We start from the raw sequence: 26,647 nt of genomic DNA on the forward strand, positions 1-26,647 counted from the left end.
TTAATAGTTACAATAGTTAAAAACTAACTTTAGTCATTATAGGATAGTGGTCCGAAAACTCCACATCAAAGGTCTTAAAACTATTGACTGTCCATGATTTATCTACTAATATAAAGTCTATCCTTAATGGAAAAAATTTAAAATTATAAGAACGTCCAAAACCATTACCCTGTTGCTTAAAGGTGTCTTTCATATCATCCTTTATAGCATTGTAAACATATGAAAAAGCAGAATTGTTAAAGTCTCCAGAAATAATGACTTTATAAGGACTTTTTTTCTTGTGCTCTAAAAACAACTCGGTTTGCGTTTGTTGAAGCTTGAAGGTCTTTCCGATTCCGTTTAATAATTTTTCAGAATTTTCGGTCGTTAAGCTTTGAACTCTAGGATCAATCCTTAGCGATTGCAGATGTAAATTATAAACTCTGACAGTATCTTTACCTTTAATTATATCTGCAAATATGGCATTATTGGCTGTATTAGGAAAATTAACAGAACCCGAATTAATAATTGGATATTGAGAAAAAATAGCTTGACCTAATTTAGTTTTTTTACCTTCTAGTTTTTGATAATTATATTTATAAAACGAAAAATCAATATTATCCTGAGGATGATACTCTTGAATACATAAAATTTGCGGACTTTGCTCCTTAACAAATTGTACTAACTTTAAATCTATATCCTTTTCTGGTATCCAATCATAAAGATTAAATAAACGGACGTTATAATTCATTATAGACAAACTTTCAGCATCGACTTCTTCCCAATTAGAAAATTTATATAAGGATCCAAATAAAAAATAACCAATAGAAATAACTACAAGTGATAATAACAGTTGCTTTTTGATTTTAAACAACCAATACACAAAAAATAAAACGTTAAGCAAGATTAATAAAGGAACGCCTAAACTTAAAACAGAAAGTATTGCAAAGGATTTTGGAGGAATGTTAGGTAAAACATAAGAGAGTAGTAACAAAAAAGCCACAATGGAATTGATGATAAAGACAACTTTTTCGAAAAATCTTAAGTTTTTCATAAACACTAATTAGTGACTACTTTCCTGCTTTAAATAGATATTCTTTTTCTTCTTTAGACAAACTATCATATCCACTTTTACTTATTTTGTCTAAAATAGCATCAATTTTTTTCTGATTATTAAATTGATTAAACTCTTCTTTTTTATAACCTGCAACTTTACTTTTTTTATGAACCGTTTTCATTTTCACTTTTTGTTTAGCTTTAAATAACATACTAAACCAATCCATAAAACGTCCAAATCCAGTTCCAATATCTTGACCTTTGACTAATTGTTTAGCATATACATAACCTAAAATAGCACCTCCAAGATGCGCTAAACTACCACCTTGGTTATTTCCGTTTACAATACCTAAAATGTCAAGACCTATAAGTGCTGCTCCAATCCACCATAGTTTAAGATTAAACGTAAAAAACCTTATATCCTTATTGGGCATATAAGCACAGATAAAAATAAGTAACGCTCTAACACCTGCTGAAGCACCCAAAACATAAGCATTAGCAGTAAATATATTAGGAAAAATATTATAGCCTAATAAAAAGACTAATCCTCCTGTTATAATACCCATAAAATAAATATTTAAAGCCATTTTAGGACTAAACAGATTTAACATCATACGTCCTAAAAAATAAAGCCATAACATGTTAAATAATAGGTGTAAAAAATCAAAATGTAAAAAACCATAACTAACTATAGTCCATGGTTTACTTAAAAAAGCCCAAAAGTTACTAGGCAAATATATCCATGAAAAAAAACCAGGTATAACCTTTCTAAACAAAGCAGCAAATAGAAAAATAATAACATTTACTGCTATAATTTTTTCTAAGACATTAAGTCTTGCATATTTATATTTAAGTTGCTCTATTTGATTCATTTTTATCTATCCCAACGGTTTTTATTAAATTGTGTTTTACGCCAATACCACATAATTATAAACCCTATAATTGCACCACCAACATGAGCCAAATATGCTGTATTGCTTGGGCTAAAAAAGGATTGACCAGTAAACGCTGATATTACATCCAATAGTATAATTCCTGGAATAAAATATTTAGCTTTAATAGGTATAGGTAAGAAAATCATCATTAACTCTGCGTTTGGATTCATCATACCAAAAGCTGCTAAAACACCCATAATACAACCTGATGCTCCAACCATTGTACTATTATGGATTAATACATTAGTCTCAAATAATGCCTGATAAGACGCTTGATTAATTACACTTGCGCTAATATTATTATCTGTTAAATACACGGTTAGTTGTTCTTGTAACAGTTGTCCTGTGTATTGGTTACCATCTAAAATATTAAAATTAATAATATCATTAATAGCGGTTTTACTTAAACCAGACTCCATTAAACTTTTTAAAGCAGGAAGATAATCCCAATAATAACCTGCTAATTGGAACAATACAGCTCCTAAACCAGCAGAAAAGTAAATAAACAAAAATTTATTTCGACCTAAACGTTGCTCAACTGGACTTCCAAACATCCATAATGCAAACATATTAAATAATAGATGTGTAAATCCACCATGCATAAACATGTGCGTTACTACTTGCCAAGGCTTAAAAGCATCACTTGCAGGAAAATGCATTGCAAATAAATCATAAAACAAACGACCATCTCCAACAGTCATTGTACCTACAAACATAAGTACGTTTATGATTATTAAATGTTTTACAGTATCTGTTATTCTCATCATACTTTACATAAATTTTTTCTCTAACTCATCCACAGACATCGTAATAAAAGTGGTTCTGTTAGTAGGTGACACATTAGGTTCCTTACAGGCAAACAAACGATTTACCAAATGTTCTTGCTCTGTATTGGTTAATGATTGTCCTGTTTTAATCGCTAAGCTTTTAGCCATAGATTTTGCTAATAAATCTGTTGCAGAAAAGTTGCTATCTGGCACTTCATTTTCTACATCGCTAATTAATTGCTCTAAGATTATGGATACTTCACTTTCTGGCACATTAACTGGTACACCTGTTATTTCTACTGTTTCATCTTTAATAGATTGAAAAACAAAACCTGTAGACTCCAAGTCGTCTTTTAATTGATTTATTAATGCTATTTCTTGCTTTGAAAAGTGTAGGTCTAACGGAAATAATAGTTGTTGGCTTACACCTTCCTTAATTGTAATATGTCTTAAATAATCTTCATACAATACACGTTGGTGTGCGCGATGCTGATCTATAACTAACATTCCAGATTTTATGGTACTTATTATAAATTTATTATTTAATTGATAAGTGGATTGCTTTGTTTCTACTTCATTTTCATTTTTAAAAAAGCTCTCGGTATTTGGTTCGCTTTCAAAATGCACTTCACTAAACTCTGTATTGGTTTTTGTTCCTTTAGATTCTAAACCAACATATAAACTGTCCCAACTTGCTGTAGCAACAGATTCTTTTTTGTAGTTAGAGACATTTTTAACTTTAGGTGTTTCCTCTTTAAAAGGATTAAATGTACGATCCACCTCCACACTTGGCATTCCTTTTTGCTGGTAACTGTATGGCGTATCCAAATTTGCATCTCTGTCAAAATCTAAAACTGGAGCAATATTAAACTGCCCTAAACTATGTTTTACTGCAGATCTTAATATAGCGTATAATGTATGTTCGTCATCAAACTTAATTTCGGTTTTAGTTGGATGAATATTTATATCTATTGTTTGCGGATTTACCGTCAAATTTAAATAATAACTAGGCTGTGCACCATCTTTAAGTAAGCCTTCAAAAGCTGAGTTAATAGCATGATTTAAATAGGCACTTTTAATAAAACGGTTATTGACAAAGAAAAACTGTTCGTTTCTAGATTTTTTAGCAAACTCTGGTTTACCAACAAATCCAGAAATGGTTAACACCTCAGTTGCTTCTTCTACAGGCACTAATTTCTCATTAGTTTTAGTTCCAAAAATATTTACAATACGCTGTCTGTAATTGCTTTCTGGCAAATTAAAAGTCTCACTTCCATTACTAAACATAGAGAAGCTAATAGATGGATGTGCTAATGCTACACGATGAAACTCGTCTATAATATGTCGTAATTCAACTGTATTAGACTTTAAAAAGTTACGTCTTGCAGGAATATTAAAAAATAAATGTTTTACGGATAATGATGTCCCTTTTGGTGTTACTACAACTTCTTGAGACTTAACTTCACTACCTTCAATAATTATAGTGGATCCAAGATCTTCATTGTCTTGCTTCGTTTTAAGCTCGACATGCGCAATTGCAGCAATACTTGCCAATGCCTCACCTCTAAATCCTTTAGTATGTAATTGGAATAAATCCTCAGCAGATTTAATTTTTGAAGTCGCATGACGCTCAAAACTTAATCTAGCGTCAGTGGTGCTCATCCCTTTACCATTATCGATAACTTGGATTAATGTTTTTCCTGCATCCTTAACTATTAACTTAATAACTGTTGCATCTGCATCGATAGCGTTTTCCAACAACTCTTTAACAACTGACGCTGGACGTTGCACAACCTCTCCTGCTGCAATCTGATTAGCAACATGGTCTGGTAATAGTTGAATAATATCTGCCATAAGTCTAATTAGGGAAGAAAATAGATAAATCGAAACCTATAATTAATAAAAATAAAAACACTAAAACAGCTACAATTAAAACAATCCTTCTATTGGCAGTTTTATCTGTATTGTTTTTTAAATCTTCAATAGCATTATTAAATTTCTGCTTTAAATTAGGATTGTCTCCTACTGTAGTCCTATGCTCGTCAAACTTATGTTTTATTTCAAATGGACTACCCTCACCTTTGTAAAAACGAGGTGTATAATCAAATTTTTTATTTTTTCGTTTAGAGAGAAATCCCATAGTAAAAGATTACTTAATTTTAGTTTCTAAATAGTACATTAAAGCAGCCAAAAAAAGCAAAACTCCAACTAAAAAAAATAACGTATTACTTTTTTTAGAGTTAGTCTTAGATTTTCTTGAACCATTCCAGCTAGTATTTAAACTCTCTTTTAGCTTTACAGCTGAGTTTTCTTCTTTAGAAAAACGGGATTGGTAGTTAAATTTTTTATTTTTCTTTTGACTAAACAAGCCTTTACAGTTTTAATGTGATTAATATCCAAAAATACTGAAAATACTACAGAAAGGCTGTTTAAGAATGCTAAAAAATGTTAACAGAATTTTAGGCGTTTTTGCGCAGTGTTGCCATTTTTAAAGCTGCAACTGCTGCCTCTACACCTTTATTACCATGTTTACCACCAGAACGATCAATAGCTTGTTGTAATGTATTATCTGTCAACACACAAAAAATAACAGGTGTCTCTGTAGTAACATTAAGGTCTTTAATACCTTGGGCTACTGCATCACAAACAAAATCAAAATGTTTAGTCTCGCCTTGGATTACACTTCCAATTGCAATGACAGCATCAACGTTTTGTGCTATCATTTTTTTAGAACCGTAAATTAACTCGTAACTTCCTGGCACATCCCAAACCAAAATATTTTCTGGTTGCACATCATGTTCTAAAAGGGTGCTTTTAGCACCTTCTAACAACCCTTGTGTAATATTGTCATTCCATTCTGAAACAACAATCCCAAACCGAAATTGCTTTCCGTTTGGGATTGATGCTTTATCGTATGCTGATAAATTTGTTGTTGCCATAAGCTTATTTAGTTAGACATTGCTTGCGCTTTACCAATAAACACTTCTGCTTGAGTAGCTTCTGGTGAGTTTGGATAGTTGTCTTTTATTTTATTAAAAAAGTCTAATGCTTTAGATGCTTTACCTAAGTCTAAGGCAGTAATTCCTGCTTTGTATAGGTATGTTGGAGCTGTAAATTCGTTTTGACGTAAATTAGCAGCTTGTGTATAATAATCTAAAGCGTTTTCATTATCTGTTAATTGTACAAAAGCATCTCCGATTGCGCCTTTAGCCATAGGTGCTAATGCTTCATCTTCACTTTCAAACTTATCTAAATAAACAATTGCTTGTTCGTAATTTTTAATATTTAAATAAGCCATACCAGCATAATAATTAGCTAAGTTTCCTGCAGCAGTACCACTATATTGGTCTGCAATATCTACCATTCCTAATTTACCTTCACCTCCTTTAAGTGCAAGGTTGTATAAAGAATCTTGTGCTACACCATTTGTAACAGCTTCATTAAAGAATTTTTGTGCTTGGTACATTTCATTCATTGCTTCACCTTGCTTAGGCTTAACTATAAATTGTTGATAAACTAAATAACCTAAAGCTAATGCAGCTACAACACCAATTATTATAAAAATGTTTTTCTGATTTTTTTCAACAAACTCCTCTGCTTTGTTTGCAGATTCGTCTAATGTATTAAAAACTTCAGCAGTTGTTGAGCTTTCTTCAACCTCTATTTCCTTTTCTACTTTAGTATTTGGTTTGTATCCTCTTTTCTTGTAAGTCGCCATATTAGTTTTATTAATGCGCACAAAAATATAATTTTTCTTCAGAAATAAAAGGTTATTATTTGATAATTTTCAATAATTTGCACATCCTTATTAGGCTACCCTATTTAAAACCCTATATCCTAGCAATAACTACATGATTTTAAAATCTTTAGCGCTTTTAAACTATAAAAATTTCGACTCTAAATCATTCGAGTTTAACCATACTATTAACTGCCTTGTTGGTAATAATGGTGTTGGAAAAACCAATGTATTGGATGCAATCTACCATTTATCCTTTGGTAAAAGCTACTTTAATCCTGTAGCATCACAGAATATTAAATATGACGAAGAGTTTTTTGTTATTAATGGTGAATATGACAAAGACGAAAAAACAGAAAACATTGTAGTAAGTCTGAAAAAAGGACAAAAAAAAATTATAAAAAGAAACAGTAAAGCTTACGACAAGTTTAGTGATCACATTGGTTTTTTACCTTTAGTGATAATAAGTCCTGCTGACAGAGATTTAATTATTGAAGGTAGTGATACTAGACGAAAATTTATTGATAGCGTTATTAGCCAAAGCGATAAAAACTACTTAAGTAATTTAATTAATTACAACAAAATTTTATCTCAACGTAACTCATTGCTTAAATATTTTGCTGCAAATCACACTTATAATAATGATACTGTAGATGTTTACAACCAACAACTACAACAATATGGAACCCTTGTTTTTGAAAAAAGAAAACAGTTTTTAGAGTCATTTATACCTTTATTTAAGGCTAGATACAAAGCCATAAGTAATAATAACGAGGACGTTAGTTTAAATTATAAAAGTGACTTATTTGAGGACAGCTTAGAACAATTATTAAAAAAAACAATTAATAAAGACAAGGCATTACAATATACTAGTGTTGGTGTACATAAGGATGATTTAGAATTTAATTTAGGCGATTATCCAATTAAAAAGTTTGGAAGTCAAGGACAACAAAAATCATTTTTAATTGCGCTTAAATTAGCACAATTTGATAGTATAAAAGCTATTAGTGGTGATAATCCTATTTTATTATTAGATGATATTTTTGATAAATTAGACGAAACACGTGTAGCACAAATTATTAAATTAGTTAATGATGAAAATTTTGGACAAATTTTTATTAGTGACACACATGCCGATCGTACTGAAAACGCTGTTAAACAAGTACATCAATCGTATGAAATATTTAAATTATAACATGAAAAAGACGTATTACCTATTATTAATAGTACTAGTGGGATGCTCAAAAAATCCTGAAGATTTAAAGCAACACCTTTCGGGTTATTGGGAAATAAACGAAGTAACTTTAAGTAATGGTACAAAAAAAGTGTATAATATAAACGAAACAATAGATTATATAACTATAGACAAAGACTCTGTTGGGTTTAGAAAGAAACTAAAACCAAACTTTAATGGGACTTACCAAACCTCTAAAGATGTTGAACATTTTATTTTTAAAATAGAAAACGACAGTCTTAACCTTTATTATAAAACACCATTTGCTAACTGGAAGGAAACTATTTTACACGCTAGCAAAGACAAATTACAGATTATGAATCAAAATAAAGATTTGTATTTATATAAACGCTACACACCTATAACCGTAGACTAATGGCAAAACGAAACAACAACTTACTTAATATCTCTGACGCATTAAAAGATTTTGTTACAGAAAACAACTTGGAAAAAGGACTGGATAAAGTTAATGTAAAAGACGCTTGGGCAAAATTAATGGGTAATGGTATTACTAATTATACCACAGCAATCGAGCTAAAAAAAGACGTACTTTATGTACAACTAAGCTCTAGCGCACTTAGAGAAGAGCTTAGTTATGGTAACCAAAAAATAATTAAGTTATTAAACGAAGAACTAGGTAAAGAAATAATTAAAAAACTGATATTGAGATAATTAAAAATAATACCAGCAAAATATATTTTTTAAAATAAATTAAAATTTACTTTATAGTATTATTAAATATTATATCTTTGAGACATTATTAACAAATTTTTTTTATTACAATGGCTCAAGGCACAGTAAAATTTTTCAATGATTCTAAAGGATTCGGTTTTATAACTGAAGAAGGATCAGACAAAGACCATTTCGTACACATCTCTGGACTTATCGACGAAGTTCGTGAAGGTGATGTTGTAGAATTCGACTTACAAGAAGGAAGAAAAGGTATGAACGCAGTAAATGTAAAAGTAGTATAATTATATATTTTCTATTTAAATCATTACAAAAAAAGCCTTTCCACACGGAAAGGCTTTTTTAGTTAAAATTGCTAAAGAATTGAAAATAAATAAAATAAAAGTGCATTATTAAAATTATTGGTACCATCTTTGCAATAATTAAAATAATTAATATTAAATTTTATTACAATGAGTAAAGGCACAGTAAAATTCTTCAATGACGCTAAAGGTTTTGGATTCATAACAGAAGAAGGTGTAAACAAAGACCATTTTGTACACATTTCAGGATTAATCGACGAAGTTCGCGAAGGTGACGAAGTTGAATTCGACTTACAAGAAGGTAAAAAAGGATTAAACGCAGTTAACGTTAAAGTAATTTAACAACTACCATATATCTTTAAGATTAAAGCCTCTCTATTTATTTAGAGAGGCTTTTTTTTGTTTTAAATCCAAAACACTTCGTAGTCTTTAATTATTAAACAAAAAAAAATCCAGCTAAAAGCTGGATTTTTCTAATATATATAGTTTTAAAACTTAAAACATTTCGCGTCCAGCAAAATGGAAAGCACCTTCAATAGCTGCGTTTTCATCACTGTCACTTCCGTGTACTGCATTTTCGCCAATAGACGCTGCATATAATTTACGGATCGTTCCCTCTGCTGCATCAGCAGGATTAGTTGCACCAATTAAAGTTCTAAAATCTTCAACAGCGTTATCTTTTTCTAAAATAGCAGCTACAATTGGTCCACGTGTCATGTACTCAACTAACTCACCATAAAAAGGTCTTTCACTATGTACAGCGTAAAATGCTTCAGCATCTTGCTTAGTCATGTGTGTTAATTTCATTGCAACGATTCTAAAACCTGAAGCGTTAATTTTTTCTAAGATTGCGCCAATGTACCCTTTTTCAACAGAGTCAGGCTTAAGCATTGTAAATGTTCTGTTAGTTGCCATTTTTTTATTTTAATGTTATCTAATTTATTTAAAACAACAATCCTTTTATAGTTAAAAGTGCTTGTTAATTTTGTGCAAAAGTACGCCATTTATTAAGAAAAACAATATATTCGAATATTAAAAAATTGTATCTTCGTGGGCTATGACAAAACAAGACATTACAGCAATTAATCAGTTATTAGAAACACCTAAAAAAATTGTAATTGTAAGCCATAAAAATCCTGATGGAGACGCTATTGGTTCTAGCCTAGCCTTATTTCATTATTTAACAAAAACTAATCACTTAGCTACGGTTATTGTACCAAACGATTATCCAGATTTTTTAAAATGGATTCCTGGTCAGGATTTGATTTTAAAATATGATAGTCAAAAAGAAGAAAGCGAACAAACAATAAATGAAGCAGATATTATTTTTGCTTTAGATTTTAATGCTTTTCATAGAACTGGAGATATGGAACATGTACTTACAGACAGCAGTGCATTAAAAATAATGATTGACCATCATCAACAACCTGATGATTTTGCAAAATATATGTACAGTGATGTTAGCATGAGCTCGACTTGCGAGATGGTGTATAATTTTATTGACATGCTAGAGGACACAACTATAATAGACATCAATATAGCTACAGCAATTTACGTAGGTATTATGACAGATACAGGATCGTTTAGATTTAGATCTACTACAAGTGCAACGCATAGAATAATAGCTAATTTAATAGACAAAGGTGCAGACAACACTATGATACACAATCAAGTATACGATACTAACAGCTATAACCGTTTGCAATTATTAGGTTGTGCTTTAAGTAATTTAAAAGTTGTACCAGAATCTAGAGCTGCTTACATTACGTTATCTCAAAAAGAATTACAACAATTTGATTATAAAAAAGGAGATACAGAAGGTTTTGTAAACTATGCTTTATCTTTAAACAATGTTGTACTTGCTGCTATATTTATCGAGGATTTACAACAAGGTATCATTAAAATTTCTTTAAGGTCTAAAGGCGATTTCTCGGTGAACGAAATGTCTAGATCCCACTTTCAAGGTGGTGGACACACAAATGCTGCAGGAGGAAAAAGCGATGTTAACTTAGAGCAAACCACAGAAAAATTTATTAGTATATTACCACAATACAAAACAGCACTACATGAAGCGTAATTTAGCCATACTATTACTAATCTTAACTACTGTTTTAAGCTGTAAAACACCGGAAGCTAGAAAACCAAAGTCGGTTAACTCTGGCTCTTTTATTGACCAATCTGTTGCTAGAAATAAAGCGTTAAATAAAAAAGAAATTAAAGCAATTGAAGCACTAATAGCTAGTCAACCAGAAAATGATTACAAAACCTCAGGCAACGGATTTTGGTACTACTACAATACTAAAATTGAAACTGACAGCATTGTAAAACCTGATTTTGCAGACATTGTAAACTTTAATTATGACGTAAAAGATTTAGATGGACAAACCATTTATACTCAAGCAGAATTAAAAACTCAAAGTTACGCAATGGACCAACAAGAACTTTTTACAGGTTTACGTGAAGGTCTAAAACTAATGCAAGCAGGAGAAACGGTAACCTTTTTGTTTCCGTCACACAAGGCTTATGGCTATTATGGAGACGAAAATAAAATAGGTACTAACATTCCATTAGTTTGTAAAGTAACCGTTAATTCAATAACAAAAAAAGAATAGAAACAAACCCAATATTAAAATGAACAAATTAATTAAAACAATGAAACTATTATTGATTGCTCTTTTGGTTAGTATGTCTAACACATCTTGCCAAGAAAAATATCCTGATTTGGAAGACGGATTATATGCCGAATTTGTTACAAACAAAGGTACTATGGTTGCCAAGTTATTTTACGACAAAGTACCTGTAGTCGTGGCTAATTTTGTTGGCTTAGCAGAAGGTACACATCCAAAACTTGATGACTCTTTAAAAGGTAAACCTTTTTATAATGGTGTTACTTTTCATAGAGTAATGGATAAATTTATGATCCAAGGTGGTGACCCAACAGGAACCGGAACTGGAAGTGCAGGATATAAATTTTTTAGCGAATTTGACACAGACTTAAGTCATGACAAAGCAGGAATTTTATCTATGGCTAATTCTGGTGGATTAGATACTAATGGAAGTCAGTTTTTTATTACTGAAATACCTAAGCAAAACTTAGATGCTTTTTACGCAGACGGAAGTTTAAAAAACTGTGGTGCACCAAGAGTAAGTTGTCACTCTGTTTTTGGAGAATTAGTTAAAGGTATTGAAGTACAAGACACGATCTCTAACGTTAAAGTTGCACCAGGAAGCAACAAACCATTAGAAGATGTAGTTATTCAAAAATTAAATATTATCCGTAAAGGTAAAGATGCTAAAGCATTTGATGCTGCAAAAGTTTTTACAGAACAAGAGCCTCTTTTACCTCAAAAATTAAAAGATTTAGAAGTAAAAGCTCAAGAGATTTTGAAAGAAAAAGCTAAAGAAGCTGCTAATAACTTTAAAAAAGCTAATGCTGATAGACCAGGTGAAGTAAAAGAATTCCCTACTGGATTAGTTATGATTGTTGAAGCAAATCCAAATGGTGTTACACCAAAACCGTCAGACCAAGTATTAATTGATTGTACTGGATTATTTGAAGATGGACGTTTCTTCTTTTCTACAATAGAATCTGATGCTAAAAAATATGACCAATACAATGAAGACGCTGCAAAACAAGGTGCATACCAACCTTTTGCAATGCCTTATAACGAGTCTGCAACTTTAGTCCCTGGTTTTAGAGAAGCTATGCTAAATATGAATGTTGGAGATAAAGCTAGAATATTTGTACCAGGTTATTTAGGATATGGTGCTTCAGGTCGTGGTCCAGTACCACCAAATGCAAACCTTATTTTTGATTTAGAAATTGTATCAATCAAATAAATTACTTCTGTTTTTCAGAAAAAAAAAGCACTCTTTATGAGTGCTTTTTTTTGTTATAAACAATTTTATAATAGAGACAAAACCTTTATAAAAAACCAAATCCTACTCCTAAAAAGAAGTAGGATTGTGGCTCCTAACTAAACTAACCAATTACTTCTCTTCGCTTGTAAGAAATAATTTTCCTTTAATGACATCAAAGTGATGTATGCTATTAATCAACTATATTATCTTGAAAAGATTATGTCATTTATAAGTATATACGACACATTTCTAGTTTTGGACTTTTTAAATAGAATAAAAATTAAAATTTTAGAAAAAACAACATGTTATAACACCTAGTTTTTAGCACACAATTAAATGATAGCAAGCCTTACGAGCTATTTATGTTTTCAATATTTATTGAAAAAAAATCCTACAATAACAGGATTTTAAAATATTTTTTCACACTTCTAACTAAAAACCAAACTTAATCTATTATATTTTTCAAGCGAAAAAACTGAATATGTGAAAATCTCAGATTTTCCAATTACTGTTTTTTGGCCTCTTCCCGAAAAACTGAGTATGTGAAAATCTCAGATTTTCCAATTACTGTTTTTTGGCCTCTTCCCAAAAAACATCCATTTCACCCAAAGTCATGTCTTTTAAATCTTTATTTAATGCTTTTGCTTTTGACTCTAAATACTGAAAGCGCTTAGAGAATTTTTTATTAGTACGCTCTAAAGCGTTTTCTGGATTTATCTTTAAAAATCTAGCGTAATTTACCATAGAGAATAATACATCTCCAAATTCGTCTTCCATTGCATCAGCATCACCTTTATCAACCTCTGCTTTAAATTCATTCAACTCCTCCTCTACTTTTTCCCATACTTGCTCTGGTTGTTCCCAATCAAAACCTACACCTGCTACTTTTTCTTGTATTCTGCTTGCTTTAACCAAAGCTGGTAAACTATTAGGTACGCCTTCTAAAACACTTGTTCTTCCTTCTTTTAATTTTAGATTTTCCCAATTACGCTTGACTTCAGCTTCGTCTTTTACAGTCACATCTCCATAAATATGTGGATGCCTATGGATTAGCTTTTCACAGATACCATTACAAACATCTGCAATATCAAATGCTTTTTTCTCACTTCCTATTTTTGCATAAAAAACCATATGCAACATAAGATCTCCTATTTCCTTTTTAACTTCTTCTAAATCGTCTTCTAAAATAGCATCACCTAACTCGTACGTTTCCTCAATGGTTAAATGACGTAAGGTTTCCATAGTTTGCTTTTTATCCCAAGGACATTGTTCACGCAGCTCGTCCATAATTGTCAATAAACGGTCAAATGCTTTTAATTGGTCTGCTCTAGAATTCATATAAAGAAAGGTTTTTGTAAAAGTACGTTGATTTGTTTCATCTTAAAAAATGATAAACAAAAAAATCCAGCAAAAGCTGGATTTTTAATATCTATAAATAAAGTCAATTTATTCTTCTTCGTCAGACGTTTCAGTCTTAGCTGTATCAAAGTCTAACATGTTATTTTTTTGTAACATATTATACCATTGTACTACCTTTTTAATATCACTTGGATACACTCTATCCTCATCATAATCTGGTAATACTTCAAAAAAGTACTCTTCCAATTTATCTTTAGAATCCTTGTGACTAATACTAGTTTGTGCTCCATTTTCTTTGTCTTTAATTTTACTTAAGACATCTTTTAATGGCACTTCTTCTGTTAAAGTATAAATTGCAATCTCACTTAAAATACTAACGTTTTGTTGTATTCCAACAGACATACGTCTATTATCAATTAAAGATTCGGCTATAAAGCCACCTCTTGTTTGAGTTACTAATTTATATAATCCAGGTTTACCTGCAATTGCTAATACTTTATCTAAAGCCATATAGTTTCTTGTTTTTAATTATCCTTTAATCTTCCACTTTGACACTGCACAGTGTAAAAAAATTGGATGGCAAATATCTTATGTTAGTTTGGGTTTTCCAAACGTTTAACGTTTCTTTTTCATTAATGGAAATTTCATGCGATAATCCACATTAATTTTTCCTTTAGAGATGTTAGTTAATTTTCCTTTTATCAAACGCTTTTTTAAAGCAGACAAATGGTCTGTAAACAAAATCCCTTCGATATGATCATATTCATGCTGAAACACTCTAGCAGCCAAACCATCTAATTCCATTGTTTGCTTGTTAAAGTCTTCATCAAAATATTCAATTTTAATATTTGGTTTTCTAAAGACGTCTTCCCTAACATCAGGAATACTTAAACAACCTTCATTAAAAGCCCATTCGTCACCAGATTCCTCTAAAATAACTGGGTTAATAAAAGTATGTTTAAAGCTTTTTAAAAAGTCACTTTCCGCTTTACTCATTACTTCTTCATCATCTGCAAAGGGAGTCGCATCTACAATAAACATACGGATTGACAACCCAATTTGAGGAGCTGCTAAACCTACACCAAACGATCCATACATGGTCTCGTACATGTTTGCTATTAGTTCTTTTAACTTTGGGTAATCTTCTGAAATGTCTGTCGCTTTTTTCTTTAAAACGGGATCGCCATAGGCAACAATTGGTAATATCATACTAATGTTTTATTGATTATAAAGATAGCTTTGTAAGATTATGGTTGCACTAACCTCGTCTAAAAGCGCTTTATTTTGTCTTTGTTTTTTATTTAATCCGCTATCAATTAATGTTTGCGTCGCCATTTTAGAGGTAAAACGCTCGTCTACACGTTTTATCGGAATCTTAGGAAATACATTTTCTAATTTAACCAAAAACGGAATAATTAACGCTTCACTCTCACTTGGCGTATTGTCCATTTGTTTTGGCTCTCCGACTAAAAATAATTCGACTTGCTCCTTACTTAGATAGTCTTTTAAAAAAGTAATAAGCTCCTTAGTATTTACAGTAGTCAATCCAGAAGCAATAATCTGCATCTCATCAGTCACTGCTAATCCTGTTCTAATCTTTCCGTAATCAATTGCTAAAATGCGAGCCATATTAAATTTTGTGCAAATTTATAGTTTTATACTCTTAACACCTTAAATATTGTGCCATATTTTAATTTTTACGAATTATATTTGTCTTAAATTAAAATTGACATGACAGAATTACAAAAAACAATAGAGACTGCTTGGGATAACCGAGAGTTATTGACAGACGAAAAAACCATTGCAGCTATTAGAGAAGTAGTTAACCTTTTAGATTTAGGAAAACTTAGAGTAGCAGAACCTACAACCGATGGTTGGCAGGTTAACGAATGGGTTAAAAAAGCGGTTGTTTTATATTTCCCTATTCAAAAAATGGAAACTTTAGAAGCTGGTATTTTTGAGTATCATGATAAAATTCCACTAAAAAGAGGTTATAAAGAAAAAGGAATTAGAGTGGTGCCAAATGCTGTTGCACGTCATGGTGCGTACATATCTGCAGGTACAATTTTAATGCCTAGTTACGTAAATATTGGTGCCTATGTAGATGAAGGTACTATGGTTGACACTTGGGCTACTGTAGGTAGTTGTGCTCAAATTGGTAAAAACGTACACCTATCTGGTGGTGTTGGTATTGGTGGTGTTTTAGAACCTTTACAAGCGTCTCCTGTTATTATTGAAGATGGTGCTTTTATTGGATCACGTTGCATAGTCGTTGAAGGCGTACATGTAGAAAAAGAAGCTGTTTTAGGTGCAAACGTAGTATTAACTATGAGCACTAAAATTATAGATGTTACAGGAGATACACCTATTGAAATGAAAGGTCGTGTACCTGCTAGATCAGTAGTGATTCCTGGAAGTTATACTAAAAAATTCGCAGCTGGAGAATATCAAGTACCATGTGCTTTAATTATTGGAAAACGTAAAGAAAGCACAAATAAGAAAACCTCTTTAAACGATGCTTTAAGAGAGTATGATGTTGCTGTTTAATAATTAAAAGCAACCGTTTATAAAATGTAAAAAGCCTCTAAATTTAAAATTTAGAGGCTTTTTTATGTAAAATTTATTTCTTAAACTGCATTTTCCTTCCGCTACGTCTTAATTTTTTACTATTAATTTTTAGTTGAAATGCTCGACTATGCTTAAGCATTAAATCATAGGTATCTTGATAGGACTTGTTATACAATTTGGCATAAGCTTCAGCCAAGATCTTAATCATAGTTTTAGACAACCATAAACGTCTAAAATTATGCATACGATTATCAAAACTCATTGGTTTAAAACGCATCCTGTTTAAATCAATTAAATAGAAATTATAACCATTAGCATTTTTAGTTATTAAAGTATTACCTGGCGAATGGTCTAAAAAATCAATATTATTCTCATGCAATTTAAAGGTAAATGCAGCAAACTGCTGCAAAATTTTAACACGTTCTGGAAATTGAGGATTATGGATTAACGCTCTAAACTCAAAATCATAATCAATATGCTTACTAATGTAATAACTAGATTTTAATCCAAAAATAGATGTGTTTTCTATGTAGGCAATGGGGAAAGGCGTTGATACACCACAATCTATTAATCTATTAGCATACTCAAAAGACCGTTTTGCCTTAGTAGGACGTATATATTTATATACAAAACTATTAAAGGTGTTAGGTATTTTGAAGGACTTTACATTTAATTTTAATCCTTCTACCTCAAAAGACTTTATAATGTTGCGTTGCCCAATAGTTACGGATTCTCCAGAGGTTTCAAATTCTTGGATAAGTGCAATTAATTGGGACTCTAAGTGCTTATATTTTGGATGACAGTGTATGATAGTAATCTATTTTGAGATTGTTCAAAGATATATTAAAGTAAATTTTAATAAAAGCCGATAAAATTATATTTTGCACTACAGCGTAAAAAATACGTGATTTTTAAATGAAGAAAATTCTTGTCATACAAAATAAACGCATTGGTGATGTGCTTATCGCATCAGTAATTGCTCAAAATATGAAAACTGTTTTTCCTGATAGTCAAATTGATTATTTGGTGTATGACTTTACAACTGGTGTTATTGAAAACAATCCAAACATTGATAACATTATAGCAGTAAATGAAAAAGAATTGAAGCAATTTAAATTTATGCAACGCTTGATTAGACGTGTTAAAAAAAATAACTATGATATTATTTTTGACCCTTACTCTAAATTACAAAGTCGGATTATTTGTTATTTTTCTGGCGCTAGCTTGCGAATAGGTTTTCAGAAAAGAGGTAAAAACCCTTGGTTTAATTTTTACACTCACACTGTCCCTTTATTAGATGAAAAAAAACATATAAGTGGTAAAGCTATTGAAGACAGGATAAATATGTTTAACTGCTTTTTTCCGTTACCTGAAAATAAAATCGATTATGAACCTCACATAGTTTTAACCGATAAAGAGCAACAATACAACAAGTTAGAAAAATATAATAAGCCAGCAATTATGCTAGGTATTTTAGGTAGTACACCTCAAAAATCCATGCCATATCAATATATTGTTAGCTTAATAAATCATATTACAACAACTTATGATGTCAATGTATTATTTAATTATGCACCACATCAAAAAGAAGATGCTTTAAATATTTACAACCAATGTCAAAATAAGTCCAATATTATTATTGATATTTATGAAGATAGCATTAGAGGTTTTATAACTTTAATGAATAAATGTCTACTACTAGTAGGTAACGAAGGTGGTATTGTACACATATCCAAAGCGTTAAACAAACCAACATTTACAATTTTTTCGCCTTATGTTTTAAAAGAACATTGGGCTAGTTTTGAAGATGGTAAAAAACACACATCTATCCATTTATTAGAAGAAAAACCAAATTTATTTGACGAGTTTAGTGTAGAACAAAGACGTAAAATTGAAGAAAATCCGCACGAATTATATCAAATGTTAACACCTGAAATGATCTTAAAAAAATTGACTCCGTTTTTAGATTTACACTTAAAAGCTTTTAAAAACTAAGCCTTTTTTACAATTCCAAAATCTGTCCAAGCCTTTTTCTCATTTTTAGTGACGTCTCTAATCGCTCTATTTTTTGCTATTGAAGCTTCATTTTTATAACCACGTTTATGATCTAAATGAATACAAATCGCTGAGTATCTTATTTGTTTACTTTTTATACCTAAATTCATTAAACGCTCACCAAGCTCTCGGTCCTGACCACCATATTGCATACGCTCATCCAAACCATTGACTGCAATAATATCTTTTTTCCAACCAGAAGCATTATGTCCATTCCAGCTAGCATTTGTTGGTGTTAAAGCATTTAAAATCTTAGATTTTAAGCCTTTAGCAGTTAACTTATTATTTTTAAAGGATGCTTTTAAGCCATTCTTTTTAAGCCATTTTAGATTAAAACAATTGGCTTTATAAATATCTTCTTTTGTGATTGCATGAGAAATATCCATTGGTAACATAAAGTAACCACCAGATAAAAAATAACCAATCTCTCGCTCCTTAACATGCACTTCAACAAAATCTTGACGTGGTATACAATCACCATCAGACATGATAATGTAATCCGACGTACATTGTGTGATAGATTTGTTTAAAATTTCAGATTTCTGGAAACCATTATCCTCATGCCACACGTGGATGATAGGATAAAAGACCTCTTTCTCTATGGATTTAACTAAATCTATGGTCTCTTGTTTAGAACCATCATCTGCGATTACGATTTCAAAATTACGGTAGGTTTGATTATTATAACCATACAGTACTTTTGCTAACCATTCCGGAGAATTATATGTGCTAATTATTATTGAAGTATCTATTTTCATTATAGCTACAAAGATAAAATTATTTTAGTAATTTTGGTTTTTATATGGATGCTATTACAGTAATTATACCAACTTATAACGAGGAAGCTTACATTGCGCAAGCGATCCAATCTGTGGACTTTGCTTCTCAAGTTATTGTTGTGGACTCCAATAGTACTGATAATACAGTAAAAATTGCACAACAAATGGGTTGCGAGGTCTATTTACGTGCATTTGACAATTTTTCTAACCAAAAAAATCACGCGTTACAATTTGCAAAAGGTGACTGGATTTTATTTGTAGATGCTGACGAGCGTATACCTTATGCCTTGCAACAAGAAATTTTTGAAGCTATAAGCAGTAATAAACATGCTGGATACAAGCTTAATTTTCCGCATTATTACATGAATAGGTTTTTATACCATCACAGTGATAATGTGACACGATTAGTAAAACGTAACAACTGTAAATTTGAAGGTCTGGTGCACGAAAAACTGATTATTGATGGTACCATTGGACAGTTAAAAAATCCTGTGCTTCATTTTACCTATAAAGGATTACTACATTACATAAGCAAAAAAGATAGCTACGCGTGGTTTCAGGCAGAGCAAATGCTTAAAAAAGGAAAAAAAGCGACTTATTTTCATTTAGCGTTTAAACCCTTTTATCGTTTTTTTAGTAGTTATATTTTAAGGCGTGGATTTATGGATGGTATTCCTGGTTTGACTGTTGCAAGCGTAAATGCTTATGGTGTGTTTTCTAGGTATGTCAAGTTAATGTTACTTCAAAAAGGAATTAAATAATGTTAGAACAACTAAAATTTATATACTTAATAATAGCTTTAACACAAATAGCAATTGGAACTTCTTTTGTTTTTATTGGATTTAAAATTATAAAATTATTTAAAAACAAGCCTCAAACACAACACCATTGGTACACTAAATATCAAACAACTTTCAAGGTTGGAGGTTTAATATTAATAATTTTTGGTAGTATATCGCTTCCCTTTTTTAACTTAATCTAAAACCAGTTTTTACCTTTTTTTAGCTTTCGCTGAAACACCTTCATACTGTCATCTCCTTTAATATCCAAACGCTGAATTTCGTAATGGTTTTTAAACGGAAACTTGTTGACTCTATTTCCTATTCGTAAACCATAAGCAATATTATTATCCTTTAAACATTTAAAAAAAGCATGCTGCTCCTCGCCTGTTTTAGGATATTTCCCGTAAGGATAGGCTAAGGTATTATTAATTTCAAGATTGTTATTGACTATAAAATCTTTACACAAATCAAAATCCTTTTGGATAGCATCAATAGATAACAAATCATAGCGTTGGTGGGCAAAACTATGCAAACCTAATTCAATAATATCGCTATTTAAACTTTGTAATTGTTGGACAGACATAATTGGTTCCTCACCTTCATCCCAAGTATTAACACCATTTACATACTTAAACGGAATGTAAAAACAAGCTTTTAATTTGTATTTTAAAAACAATGGATAGGCTAATTCTAATTGATTAACATACACATCATCAAACGTGATTATTACAGCCTTTTCAGGAAAATCTTTAGCAGAATTAAATTGCTGTAAATCTTTAAAATGCAATGTCGTATAACCATTTGCCTTTAGGTATAACAATTGCTTTTCTAAAATTTTGACATCAATAGTCAACCCTTTACTCTCATTTGACTGAGTGGTTACACTATGATACATTAAAATGGGTAATTTTGGCACGTTGTTTTAATTTGAATACTCTGCACACAAATATATAAAGCCTAATGGTTATATTTGGCAAAAATCTGATTTTCTCTTGCATGATAACTGCTCTAGCAATAACATATAACGAAGCACATAATATAGAACGCTATATTAATAGTATGTCTTTTGCAGATGAAATTATTATCGTAGACTCCTTTAGTACTGACCAAACCGAAACATTAGCACAACATCCAAAAGTCACGTTTGTCAAACGCGTTTTTGACGATTTTTCTTCGCAAAAAAATTATGCAATTAGTTTAGCAAAACACGATTGGGTAACATTTTTTGATTTAGATGAAGTAGTGCCTGAAGCATTAGCTACAGAGCTTGTCGCTACCGTTAGGTCTAATCCAATAGCTAAAGCTTTCCGCGTAAAGCGTGATTACCATTTTATGGGAAAACGTATTAAATATAGTGGTTTTCAAACAGATATTGCTGTCCGTTTATTTAACAAAAACCATTGCAAGTATAATGGTAAATTAGTACATGAAGCTATACAAACTACTGCTACCATTGGTAAATTAAGACACCACGTTAAGCACCAAACGTATAAAGATTTTGATAATTATAATCAAAAATTAACGCAGTACAGTAAACTACAAGCAGAAGCTTTATTTAAAAAGAATGTACGTCCAAATTTGTATCATTTTTTATTTAGACCTTGGTACAGATTTATGCACCAATACTTTTTAAGGTTTGGATTTTTAGATGGTAAAGAAGGATTTATTATTTGTTATGTCCATGCATTTTCGGTGTTTAAACGCTATATCCAATTATGGACCATGTATCGTAATATAGATTAAGGTAAATACTTATCTACTCCGTTTTTTGCCCATTTAATACTTTGAGTAATAGTTTTTTGCTCAATAGTATCATTAATCTCAAATCTATCTCTAGATTTTTCGTTGTGATATATATGAAACACAATACCTCTATAACGTAAGCGTCTAGCTTGCAAACCATTATTATGCATTCTTAAGACTAATTCAGAATCTTCTCTTCCCCAACCAGTTATATTTTCATTATAACCATTAACAGCGATAAAATCTTTTTTAAAATAAGAGGTATTACAACCTCTAAATTTACTTGAAAACTCAGCATTTGGTTTATATAATTTACTTAGCATTGGAATATGTAAAGCACGAGTACGTTTTTTTATTCCTTTAGAAAAAGCTGAAAAAGAGGTTTGTTTAGTCTTAAACAAAGTATCTAAATAATCTTTTTGGATATTTACTCTAGATCCAAATAAATAAGTGTTTTCTTGAACAAATTGTAAATGATCCTTAATAAAATGCGGATGCATAATACAGTCTCCATCTACCTGGATTATATAATCTCCTGATGCTTTTGCTATTGCTTTGTTTAAAATATGGGCTTTTTTAAATCCTTCGTCTTTTTGCCAAATATGAATCAAAGGAATTTCAAATTTTGTCTTAAAACTATCAATTAAAACTTTAGTATCATTAGTTGACCCATCATCTGCAATAATAACTTCATCAGGTAACTGACTTTGGTTTAATGCGCTTTGTAAAACTAAATCTAATGCTTCTGGCCAATTATAAGTAGCTATTAATAAGGTTGTTTTTAAATGCTTCATACTAAAAATAAGATTCGAATTCGATTTTACTTTTATTAAAAATCTTTAAAAATTTAAACCATTGCCCAAAATTTTTCTTCAGTAAAAAAGACTTTGTTGGTGCCAAAGTTTCGTCTTTTTCTACTAATTTTTTAATTTCATTTAAATCATGTGTTGGAAAATAGCCTAAACTTTTCCAGATTTCTGGATCTAAATAAAACAGGTTTTTTAATTCTTTGTAATTGTTTTTATCTGCTTTTTGCCATTTTGGGAAAAACTGATCGTTAAGCTCATGAGAATGTCCCCAATTATCAAGTTTAAATTTTAAAGACGCTTCGTCTCTGGATAAACACTCGTGTAGCAATACATTATTGGTATATATTACACGCTCTTTACTATTTCTGGCATATTTATAATTTGGGTAATTAGTCGCCAACATTACTTTTGTAGGCTCATCAACGTAAAGCATTCCTTCTTCTAAATACTTATAAATATTAATTAAAAAACCAGCTATTTGAACTGGGTTTTTCTTAGGCTTATCCAAAAAATGATCGTGTTGACGTAATGTTTTAACAAACTGAGTGAAGTCAATAAAAATCTCGTCACTGTCTACTTGCACTAACCAATTACCAATACCCATTTTAATGGACAACATGTGACGTTCTCTGGTATCGTTTTGGATAGCATTTAGCTCTGGCACAAAAAAATTGTCTTTATAAATTTCAATTTTATTGTGCTTATCAAAATTTGAAAGCCATTCAAAAAAAGTAGGATCAACATCAAAAGTTTCACCTTTCCAGGTACGTTGTTTATGGTCTAAAGCTAGATATATTTTATCCGCTTGTTCATAAACTGGAGGAATAGACAATTTTAATTTCTCGTAGTCATAAGACATTAAAAAACCAACAACAATATTTTTCATTATAAATATTTAGTTAAACAAAACTAATAAATATTAAAACTTAAGTGAGTCAATCTCTTGGTTTTATTTATTTTTACCCAAAAATCAACTACATGGATGTCTCTATAATTATTGTAAACTTTAATTCTTCTGGTTATACCATTAATTGTATTGACTCTATTTACAAATTTACTAAAGACCTTAGTTTTGAGATTATTGTTGTTGATAACCAATCTAAACCAGAGGATGTTAAAACGTTAGAATCACACTTAAAAATTGCTGATTTTACTTTAATTAAAAGCAAAGAAAATTTAGGCTTTGGAGGCGGAAATGATTTGGGTTACCAACATGCTAGTGGTAACCATTTAGCATTTGTAAACAATGATGCTGAGTTGACTGAAAACTCGCTTTTACAGTTATTACATTACAGTCAATCTCAACCTAAAGTAGGCTGTATTGGTTTAAAACAAGTAAATGAAGATGGACATCCATTTAAATATAGTTTTAGACAATTTATTGATCTAAAATACCATTTATTTGATCAAAAAAAACCAGTCAAGTATTATAGTAATTTATACAACTCTGACTTATCAGAACCCTTTACGGTTGATTTAGTTTCTGGTGCTTTTATGTTTTTTAAAACGGAAGCTTATAAAAAATGTGGTGGATTTGATCCTAAAATATTTTTATTTTATGAAGAAATGGATATTTGCCTACGCTTAAAAAAACAAGGTTACATTACACAATATTATCCTAAATCTACATTTATCCATTACATGGGAAAAAGCTCTGGAAATGTTGCTATAAAACGCGAATTTACAGTCTCATACCTTTATGTAATAAAGAAAAACTACAGTACGTTGTATTACCAATTTTTACGTTTTATTTTAATTTTAAAATACGGAATTAAAAGTATCTTTAAACCTAAAAAGCATTTAATACCGTTTAAAATAGCGCTTAAAGGTGGAGACTCTTTAAGGTTTTCAATGCGAGCTAAAGGTTAATTATTTGCAGTAATTGATTTTCAGTAACTTTTAATGAAAACGGTTCTAAAATAGTTTTACAACTATTAGATGCTTCATCCCAAAGCACTTTGTTAGTATATAAATTGATCACTTTTTGAGCTATTGCTTCAGTATTATTGGCAATCATTATTTGTTTTTGGTTTCCAAAATCAAAACCCTCTGCTCCAACATCTGTTGTAACTAAGGGTAAACTATGCTCTAAACTTTGTCCAATTTTACCTTTTATACCAGCTCCAAAACGTAAAGGAGCAACAAATAGTTTTGAGTTATTAATTACTACATTTAAATCGTCTACAAAACCTAAAAGCTTAAAGTTGCTTGAGGCTAAGTCTTTAATATCGTCTGTAATATAACTGCCTATAATATTAACTGTAACCTCTGGAAGTGTTTGCCAAACAATTGGCATAACATTTTGTTTTAAATATTTTACTGCATCAGTATTGGGATCATGTCTAAAGCTACCTACAAAGAGTAAGTCTTTTCTGTTTTCAAAGGAATTAAAATCTTCAGACTTATCTATATATTGATGAATGTTACTAATTAAAACTACTTTTTCGTCTGTATTAAAATGTTGTTTAAGTAATACTTTATCTGTCGTTGAAATCGCAATAACAACATCTGCATTTTTACAATTTTGTAATTCTATTTTAAGAAATTTTTCGGCTTCAGCCTTTAATGCTTCATCTTTATTAAGTTCATATTCTCTTAATAATCTGATATAATGAAAATCTACCATATCAAACACTAACTTAACCTTTGGATTTGCTTTTTTCACTAAAGCTTGATACTTATCAAAAATTAATGGTCTATGTAGCCAAGCTACATCCATTTTTGGTGCCATCTGCTTAATAAAGCCTTCAATTGTAACTAAATCACCTTTACTATCTATACTTGGTTGATATACATTAACACCTAAATCTTTAAATTTTTGAATGTAATCACTTTTGTACTTATATTGTTTTAAATCTGCTACTAAAAATACTGATACTTTATTTTTTAGTAATAGTTTTATAATTTCAGTTAAGCGTCTTGACCCAGAATCTTTATTAAATTCAGGAATAATTTCATCTATAATTAATACGTTTTTATCGGAGAATTTAAAATCATTTTCATTAAAAAAAACTTTATTTTTATTGAGTTTCTTTTTCAACAGAAATAATTTAAACTGATTTTTAAGCTTTTTAAGCATTTACTACAAGTATTCATTTATAAAATTATCCACTTCTTTTTCCATTTTAATCTTCATGTCTTCCATTGTTTTTTCAGACGACAAGTTAAAATCTACTACATCATGTAATTTTAATTTATTTAATAAATAGTTTTCCGTTTCTTTTTTATAAGCCGATTTAAAAATCTTATTTAATTTTTGTCGTTTGGGCATTGGTGCTTCAATAAAAACATTTTTTTTAATCCCTATAGACAATAACCAATCATTCCATTTAAATTCAGAGACCTTTTCTCCTTCAAATAAATGAGCATTAAAACGAAGTCTTTTCCAAGGGACTCTTAGTGCATCTGCCAGAATACAACCATGCATAGCTTCGCTAATAATGGAATTACAACTTGAAATTTCTTTCATAAATTGTTCCACATCACCATTTGTAGGTAGTATTAATTTCCAACCCAATGCGTCACATATTTTCTGCCAATTTACCTTATCTATAGACTTAAAATAAGGCACAAAACCTATATCATGCTTTTTAGGTAGTTTTAAATAATTTGAATATTCGGGTAACAACGCTAAAAAGTATGCGCCATCAGCTATATAATTATCTGCTTTCCCTGTAAGTTTAAAGGAACTATAAGGTCCACGAACAAACCTAACATCCCACGAATTATCAAAATCAAAAGCCTCATTAATTGACCTTACTCCTGTTCCAAAAATGACCTTTTTATTATATGTTTCTGCTTTATTTATAAAATCAGAGTTTTCAATTAAAATGGAACCAATACCAAAAAATGCAACATCTTTATTATCCTGAAACAAATCTTGTTTAAATACTTTTGGCCAAAGCCAAACATTTAAATCATCTCCAAAATTACCTTTCTCTGATTTATAATAAATTAAATTCATCTATTTTTGTTTATTCAAATATATAATA

35 protein-coding genes are annotated in these 26,647 nt (G+C 30.5%); 15 read left to right on the forward strand and 20 right to left on the reverse strand.

Going from position 1 to position 26,647, the window contains the following annotated elements; translation table 11 throughout:
- Window positions 1–16: 16 nt before the first annotated feature.
- The 8 genes from JM82_RS08575 to JM82_RS08610 form a co-directional block, all read right to left on the reverse strand.
- Window positions 17–1,033 carry an endonuclease/exonuclease/phosphatase family protein gene (locus JM82_RS08575; protein ID WP_145002355.1) on the reverse strand — a complete coding sequence of 339 codons (1,017 nt, stop codon included), beginning with the start codon at window positions 1,031–1,033 and terminating at the stop codon, window positions 17–19.
- A 16-nt stretch (window positions 1,034–1,049) separates the two neighbouring features.
- Window positions 1,050–1,907, reverse strand: a complete 858-nt coding sequence (locus JM82_RS08580) for a rhomboid family intramembrane serine protease (protein WP_145002357.1) — start codon at window positions 1,905–1,907, stop codon at window positions 1,050–1,052.
- A gap of 2 nt (window positions 1,908–1,909) precedes the next feature.
- A complete protein-coding gene (locus JM82_RS08585; RefSeq protein WP_145002359.1) occupies window positions 1,910–2,737 on the reverse strand; it encodes a rhomboid family intramembrane serine protease in 828 nt (275 codons plus the stop codon).
- A gap of 3 nt (window positions 2,738–2,740) precedes the next feature.
- On the reverse strand, window positions 2,741–4,591 hold the full coding sequence (gene mutL / locus JM82_RS08590; RefSeq protein ID WP_145002361.1) for a DNA mismatch repair endonuclease MutL: 1,851 nt from the start codon (window positions 4,589–4,591) through the stop codon (window positions 2,741–2,743).
- A 4-nt stretch (window positions 4,592–4,595) separates the two neighbouring features.
- Entirely contained in the window at window positions 4,596–4,877 is a 282-nt protein-coding gene (locus tag JM82_RS08595) for a riboflavin synthase subunit beta (protein ID WP_145002363.1), read from the reverse strand.
- A gap of 9 nt (window positions 4,878–4,886) precedes the next feature.
- Entirely contained in the window at window positions 4,887–5,105 is a 219-nt protein-coding gene (locus tag JM82_RS08600) for a hypothetical protein (protein WP_028281622.1), read from the reverse strand.
- Between the two features lie 91 nt (window positions 5,106–5,196).
- Window positions 5,197–5,676 carry a 6,7-dimethyl-8-ribityllumazine synthase gene (gene ribH / locus JM82_RS08605; RefSeq protein WP_145002365.1) on the reverse strand — a complete coding sequence of 160 codons (480 nt, stop codon included), beginning with the start codon at window positions 5,674–5,676 and terminating at the stop codon, window positions 5,197–5,199.
- 8 nt (window positions 5,677–5,684) lie between these two features.
- The gene (locus JM82_RS08610) at window positions 5,685–6,455 is read right to left on the reverse strand and encodes a tetratricopeptide repeat protein (protein ID WP_145006699.1); all 771 of its coding nucleotides are present in this window, start codon (window positions 6,453–6,455) and stop codon (window positions 5,685–5,687) included.
- A 133-nt stretch (window positions 6,456–6,588) separates the two neighbouring features.
- On the opposite strand from JM82_RS08610, the gene recF reads away from it, so the two are divergent.
- The 5 genes from recF to JM82_RS08635 all read left to right on the forward strand — a co-directional run bounded on the left by recF (window position 6,589) and on the right by JM82_RS08635 (window position 9,041).
- Window positions 6,589–7,668 carry a DNA replication/repair protein RecF gene (gene recF, locus JM82_RS08615; protein WP_145002367.1) on the forward strand — a complete coding sequence of 360 codons (1,080 nt, stop codon included), beginning with the start codon at window positions 6,589–6,591 and terminating at the stop codon, window positions 7,666–7,668.
- A 1-nt stretch (window position 7,669) separates the two neighbouring features.
- Complete coding sequence (locus tag JM82_RS08620) at window positions 7,670–8,083, forward strand: lipocalin family protein (RefSeq protein ID WP_145002369.1); 414 nt, start codon at window positions 7,670–7,672, stop codon at window positions 8,081–8,083.
- The gene (locus JM82_RS08625) at window positions 8,083–8,379 is read left to right on the forward strand and encodes a DUF721 domain-containing protein (protein ID WP_145002371.1); all 297 of its coding nucleotides are present in this window, start codon (window positions 8,083–8,085) and stop codon (window positions 8,377–8,379) included. The genes JM82_RS08620 and JM82_RS08625 overlap by 1 nt, the downstream gene beginning before the upstream one ends.
- Before the next feature lie 110 nt (window positions 8,380–8,489).
- Complete coding sequence (locus JM82_RS08630) at window positions 8,490–8,681, forward strand: cold-shock protein (protein ID WP_028281616.1); 192 nt, start codon at window positions 8,490–8,492, stop codon at window positions 8,679–8,681.
- 168 nt (window positions 8,682–8,849) lie between these two features.
- The gene (locus JM82_RS08635) at window positions 8,850–9,041 is read left to right on the forward strand and encodes a cold-shock protein (protein WP_028281615.1); all 192 of its coding nucleotides are present in this window, start codon (window positions 8,850–8,852) and stop codon (window positions 9,039–9,041) included.
- A gap of 153 nt (window positions 9,042–9,194) precedes the next feature.
- Here JM82_RS08635 and JM82_RS08640 read toward each other — a convergent pair whose 3' ends face one another.
- Window positions 9,195–9,614, reverse strand: coding sequence for a nucleoside-diphosphate kinase (locus JM82_RS08640; protein WP_028281614.1), 420 nt, complete (start codon window positions 9,612–9,614; stop codon window positions 9,195–9,197).
- Between the two features lie 142 nt (window positions 9,615–9,756).
- Here JM82_RS08640 and JM82_RS08645 point away from each other — a divergent pair, with 142 nt between their 5' ends.
- Genes JM82_RS08645 through JM82_RS08655 form a run of 3 tightly spaced genes read left to right on the forward strand, consistent with a single transcriptional unit; the run spans window position 9,757 to window position 12,539 of the window.
- The gene (locus tag JM82_RS08645; protein ID WP_145002373.1) at window positions 9,757–10,776 is read left to right on the forward strand and encodes a DHH family phosphoesterase; all 1,020 of its coding nucleotides are present in this window, start codon (window positions 9,757–9,759) and stop codon (window positions 10,774–10,776) included.
- Window positions 10,766–11,311, forward strand: a complete 546-nt coding sequence (gene gldI / locus JM82_RS08650) for a gliding motility-associated peptidyl-prolyl isomerase GldI (RefSeq protein WP_145002375.1) — start codon at window positions 10,766–10,768, stop codon at window positions 11,309–11,311. The genes JM82_RS08645 and gldI overlap by 11 nt, the downstream gene beginning before the upstream one ends.
- A gap of 19 nt (window positions 11,312–11,330) precedes the next feature.
- Complete coding sequence (locus JM82_RS08655; protein WP_261375341.1) at window positions 11,331–12,539, forward strand: peptidylprolyl isomerase; 1,209 nt, start codon at window positions 11,331–11,333, stop codon at window positions 12,537–12,539.
- Window positions 12,540–13,124: 585 nt separating this feature from the next.
- On the opposite strand, the gene mazG is transcribed toward JM82_RS08655, so the two are convergent.
- The 4 genes from mazG to ruvX all read right to left on the reverse strand — a co-directional run bounded on the left by mazG (window position 13,125) and on the right by ruvX (window position 15,548).
- On the reverse strand, window positions 13,125–13,898 hold the full coding sequence (mazG, locus tag JM82_RS08660; RefSeq protein WP_145002377.1) for a nucleoside triphosphate pyrophosphohydrolase: 774 nt from the start codon (window positions 13,896–13,898) through the stop codon (window positions 13,125–13,127).
- 108 nt (window positions 13,899–14,006) lie between these two features.
- The gene (locus tag JM82_RS08665; protein ID WP_145002379.1) at window positions 14,007–14,429 is read right to left on the reverse strand and encodes a DUF5606 domain-containing protein; all 423 of its coding nucleotides are present in this window, start codon (window positions 14,427–14,429) and stop codon (window positions 14,007–14,009) included.
- 105 nt (window positions 14,430–14,534) lie between these two features.
- Entirely contained in the window at window positions 14,535–15,128 is a 594-nt protein-coding gene (gene def / locus JM82_RS08670) for a peptide deformylase (protein ID WP_145002381.1), read from the reverse strand.
- A 9-nt stretch (window positions 15,129–15,137) separates the two neighbouring features.
- The gene (ruvX, locus tag JM82_RS08675; RefSeq protein WP_145002383.1) at window positions 15,138–15,548 is read right to left on the reverse strand and encodes a Holliday junction resolvase RuvX; all 411 of its coding nucleotides are present in this window, start codon (window positions 15,546–15,548) and stop codon (window positions 15,138–15,140) included.
- 102 nt (window positions 15,549–15,650) lie between these two features.
- Between ruvX and JM82_RS08680 the strand changes: the two genes are divergently transcribed.
- Entirely contained in the window at window positions 15,651–16,466 is an 816-nt protein-coding gene (locus tag JM82_RS08680) for a 2,3,4,5-tetrahydropyridine-2,6-dicarboxylate N-succinyltransferase (RefSeq protein ID WP_145002385.1), read from the forward strand.
- A gap of 73 nt (window positions 16,467–16,539) precedes the next feature.
- Here JM82_RS08680 and JM82_RS08685 read toward each other — a convergent pair whose 3' ends face one another.
- Window positions 16,540–17,139, reverse strand: coding sequence for a lipopolysaccharide kinase InaA family protein (locus JM82_RS08685; protein WP_315897463.1), 600 nt, complete (start codon window positions 17,137–17,139; stop codon window positions 16,540–16,542).
- On the opposite strand from JM82_RS08685, the gene JM82_RS16550 reads away from it, so the two are divergent.
- A complete protein-coding gene (locus JM82_RS16550) occupies window positions 17,024–17,287 on the forward strand; it encodes a hypothetical protein (RefSeq protein WP_261375342.1) in 264 nt (87 codons plus the stop codon). The two genes, JM82_RS08685 and JM82_RS16550, sit on opposite strands and share 116 nt — an antisense overlap.
- Window positions 17,288–17,402: 115 nt before the next feature.
- Window positions 17,403–18,482, forward strand: a complete 1,080-nt coding sequence (locus tag JM82_RS08690; protein ID WP_145002389.1) for a glycosyltransferase family 9 protein — start codon at window positions 17,403–17,405, stop codon at window positions 18,480–18,482.
- On the opposite strand, the gene JM82_RS08695 is transcribed toward JM82_RS08690, so the two are convergent.
- Window positions 18,479–19,300 carry a glycosyltransferase family 2 protein gene (locus tag JM82_RS08695; RefSeq protein WP_145002391.1) on the reverse strand — a complete coding sequence of 274 codons (822 nt, stop codon included), beginning with the start codon at window positions 19,298–19,300 and terminating at the stop codon, window positions 18,479–18,481. The genes JM82_RS08690 and JM82_RS08695 overlap by 4 nt on opposite strands.
- Before the next feature lie 44 nt (window positions 19,301–19,344).
- Here JM82_RS08695 and JM82_RS08700 point away from each other — a divergent pair, with 44 nt between their 5' ends.
- Together JM82_RS08700 and JM82_RS08705 are read left to right on the forward strand one after the other, a co-directional pair.
- Window positions 19,345–20,082, forward strand: a complete 738-nt coding sequence (locus tag JM82_RS08700) for a glycosyltransferase family 2 protein (RefSeq protein WP_145002393.1) — start codon at window positions 19,345–19,347, stop codon at window positions 20,080–20,082.
- Window positions 20,082–20,303 (forward strand): hypothetical protein, encoded by a 222-nt coding sequence (locus JM82_RS08705; protein ID WP_145002395.1) that lies wholly within the window; start codon window positions 20,082–20,084, stop codon window positions 20,301–20,303. The genes JM82_RS08700 and JM82_RS08705 overlap by 1 nt, the downstream gene beginning before the upstream one ends.
- On the opposite strand, the gene JM82_RS08710 is transcribed toward JM82_RS08705, so the two are convergent.
- Complete coding sequence (locus JM82_RS08710; RefSeq protein ID WP_261375343.1) at window positions 20,300–21,019, reverse strand: polysaccharide deacetylase family protein; 720 nt, start codon at window positions 21,017–21,019, stop codon at window positions 20,300–20,302. The genes JM82_RS08705 and JM82_RS08710 overlap by 4 nt on opposite strands.
- An 80-nt stretch (window positions 21,020–21,099) precedes the next feature.
- Between JM82_RS08710 and JM82_RS08715 the strand changes: the two genes are divergently transcribed.
- Window positions 21,100–21,846: a glycosyltransferase family 2 protein gene (locus tag JM82_RS08715; protein WP_145002397.1), complete on the forward strand. Its 747-nt coding sequence runs from the start codon at window positions 21,100–21,102 to the stop codon at window positions 21,844–21,846.
- On the opposite strand, the gene JM82_RS08720 is transcribed toward JM82_RS08715, so the two are convergent.
- Window positions 21,843–22,640: a glycosyltransferase family 2 protein gene (locus tag JM82_RS08720; RefSeq protein ID WP_145002399.1), complete on the reverse strand. Its 798-nt coding sequence runs from the start codon at window positions 22,638–22,640 to the stop codon at window positions 21,843–21,845. The genes JM82_RS08715 and JM82_RS08720 overlap by 4 nt on opposite strands.
- A 1-nt stretch (window position 22,641) precedes the next feature.
- Window positions 22,642–23,541, reverse strand: a complete 900-nt coding sequence (locus JM82_RS08725; RefSeq protein WP_145002401.1) for a hypothetical protein — start codon at window positions 23,539–23,541, stop codon at window positions 22,642–22,644.
- Window positions 23,542–23,633: 92 nt separating this feature from the next.
- On the opposite strand from JM82_RS08725, the gene JM82_RS08730 reads away from it, so the two are divergent.
- Window positions 23,634–24,524 (forward strand): glycosyltransferase family 2 protein, encoded by an 891-nt coding sequence (locus JM82_RS08730; protein WP_145002403.1) that lies wholly within the window; start codon window positions 23,634–23,636, stop codon window positions 24,522–24,524.
- On the opposite strand, the gene JM82_RS08735 is transcribed toward JM82_RS08730, so the two are convergent.
- Together JM82_RS08735 and JM82_RS08740 are read right to left on the reverse strand one after the other, a co-directional pair.
- Window positions 24,514–25,695 (reverse strand): glycosyltransferase, encoded by a 1,182-nt coding sequence (locus tag JM82_RS08735; protein WP_261375344.1) that lies wholly within the window; start codon window positions 25,693–25,695, stop codon window positions 24,514–24,516. The genes JM82_RS08730 and JM82_RS08735 overlap by 11 nt on opposite strands.
- Before the next feature lie 42 nt (window positions 25,696–25,737).
- Complete coding sequence (locus JM82_RS08740; RefSeq protein WP_145002407.1) at window positions 25,738–26,619, reverse strand: polysaccharide pyruvyl transferase family protein; 882 nt, start codon at window positions 26,617–26,619, stop codon at window positions 25,738–25,740.
- Window positions 26,620–26,647 lie beyond the last annotated feature (28 nt).

The organism is Olleya sp. Hel_I_94 (genome assembly GCF_007827365.1).
GTDB lineage: Bacteria > Bacteroidota > Bacteroidia > Flavobacteriales > Flavobacteriaceae > Olleya.

Excerpts from the sequence above, each read along its gene's own strand:
- JM82_RS08620 (WP_145002369.1), top strand. The coding sequence starts at position 7,670 with ATGAAAAAGACGTATTACCTATTATTAATAGTACTAGTGGGATGCTCA.
- mutL (WP_145002361.1), bottom strand. The coding sequence starts at position 4,591 with ATGGCAGATATTATTCAACTATTACCAGACCATGTTGCTAATCAGATT.
- ruvX (WP_145002383.1), bottom strand. The coding sequence starts at position 15,548 with ATGGCTCGCATTTTAGCAATTGATTACGGAAAGATTAGAACAGGATTA.
- mazG (WP_145002377.1), bottom strand. The coding sequence starts at position 13,898 with ATGAATTCTAGAGCAGACCAATTAAAAGCATTTGACCGTTTATTGACA.
- JM82_RS08635 (WP_028281615.1), top strand. The coding sequence starts at position 8,850 with ATGAGTAAAGGCACAGTAAAATTCTTCAATGACGCTAAAGGTTTTGGA.
- JM82_RS08610 (WP_145006699.1), bottom strand. The coding sequence starts at position 6,455 with ATGGCGACTTACAAGAAAAGAGGATACAAACCAAATACTAAAGTAGAA.
- JM82_RS08705 (WP_145002395.1), top strand. The coding sequence starts at position 20,082 with ATGTTAGAACAACTAAAATTTATATACTTAATAATAGCTTTAACACAA.
- gldI (WP_145002375.1), top strand. The coding sequence starts at position 10,766 with ATGAAGCGTAATTTAGCCATACTATTACTAATCTTAACTACTGTTTTA.
- JM82_RS08680 (WP_145002385.1), top strand. The coding sequence starts at position 15,651 with ATGACAGAATTACAAAAAACAATAGAGACTGCTTGGGATAACCGAGAG.
- JM82_RS08630 (WP_028281616.1), top strand. The coding sequence starts at position 8,490 with ATGGCTCAAGGCACAGTAAAATTTTTCAATGATTCTAAAGGATTCGGT.
- JM82_RS08690 (WP_145002389.1), top strand. The coding sequence starts at position 17,403 with ATGAAGAAAATTCTTGTCATACAAAATAAACGCATTGGTGATGTGCTT.
- JM82_RS08580 (WP_145002357.1), bottom strand. The coding sequence starts at position 1,907 with ATGAATCAAATAGAGCAACTTAAATATAAATATGCAAGACTTAATGTC.
- JM82_RS08715 (WP_145002397.1), top strand. The coding sequence starts at position 21,100 with ATGATAACTGCTCTAGCAATAACATATAACGAAGCACATAATATAGAA.
- JM82_RS08725 (WP_145002401.1), bottom strand. The coding sequence starts at position 23,541 with ATGAAAAATATTGTTGTTGGTTTTTTAATGTCTTATGACTACGAGAAA.
- JM82_RS08640 (WP_028281614.1), bottom strand. The coding sequence starts at position 9,614 with ATGGCAACTAACAGAACATTTACAATGCTTAAGCCTGACTCTGTTGAA.
- JM82_RS08740 (WP_145002407.1), bottom strand. The coding sequence starts at position 26,619 with ATGAATTTAATTTATTATAAATCAGAGAAAGGTAATTTTGGAGATGAT.
- JM82_RS08730 (WP_145002403.1), top strand. The coding sequence starts at position 23,634 with ATGGATGTCTCTATAATTATTGTAAACTTTAATTCTTCTGGTTATACC.
- JM82_RS08585 (WP_145002359.1), bottom strand. The coding sequence starts at position 2,737 with ATGATGAGAATAACAGATACTGTAAAACATTTAATAATCATAAACGTA.
- JM82_RS08575 (WP_145002355.1), bottom strand. The coding sequence starts at position 1,033 with ATGAAAAACTTAAGATTTTTCGAAAAAGTTGTCTTTATCATCAATTCC.
- JM82_RS08645 (WP_145002373.1), top strand. The coding sequence starts at position 9,757 with ATGACAAAACAAGACATTACAGCAATTAATCAGTTATTAGAAACACCT.
- def (WP_145002381.1), bottom strand. The coding sequence starts at position 15,128 with ATGATATTACCAATTGTTGCCTATGGCGATCCCGTTTTAAAGAAAAAA.
- JM82_RS08700 (WP_145002393.1), top strand. The coding sequence starts at position 19,345 with ATGGATGCTATTACAGTAATTATACCAACTTATAACGAGGAAGCTTAC.
- JM82_RS08665 (WP_145002379.1), bottom strand. The coding sequence starts at position 14,429 with ATGGCTTTAGATAAAGTATTAGCAATTGCAGGTAAACCTGGATTATAT.
- JM82_RS16550 (WP_261375342.1), top strand. The coding sequence starts at position 17,024 with ATGGGGAAAGGCGTTGATACACCACAATCTATTAATCTATTAGCATAC.
- JM82_RS08655 (WP_261375341.1), top strand. The coding sequence starts at position 11,331 with ATGAACAAATTAATTAAAACAATGAAACTATTATTGATTGCTCTTTTG.
- JM82_RS08595 (WP_145002363.1), bottom strand. The coding sequence starts at position 4,877 with ATGGGATTTCTCTCTAAACGAAAAAATAAAAAATTTGATTATACACCT.
- recF (WP_145002367.1), top strand. The coding sequence starts at position 6,589 with ATGATTTTAAAATCTTTAGCGCTTTTAAACTATAAAAATTTCGACTCT.
- JM82_RS08625 (WP_145002371.1), top strand. The coding sequence starts at position 8,083 with ATGGCAAAACGAAACAACAACTTACTTAATATCTCTGACGCATTAAAA.
- JM82_RS08695 (WP_145002391.1), bottom strand. The coding sequence starts at position 19,300 with ATGAAAATAGATACTTCAATAATAATTAGCACATATAATTCTCCGGAA.
- ribH (WP_145002365.1), bottom strand. The coding sequence starts at position 5,676 with ATGGCAACAACAAATTTATCAGCATACGATAAAGCATCAATCCCAAAC.
- JM82_RS08720 (WP_145002399.1), bottom strand. The coding sequence starts at position 22,640 with ATGAAGCATTTAAAAACAACCTTATTAATAGCTACTTATAATTGGCCA.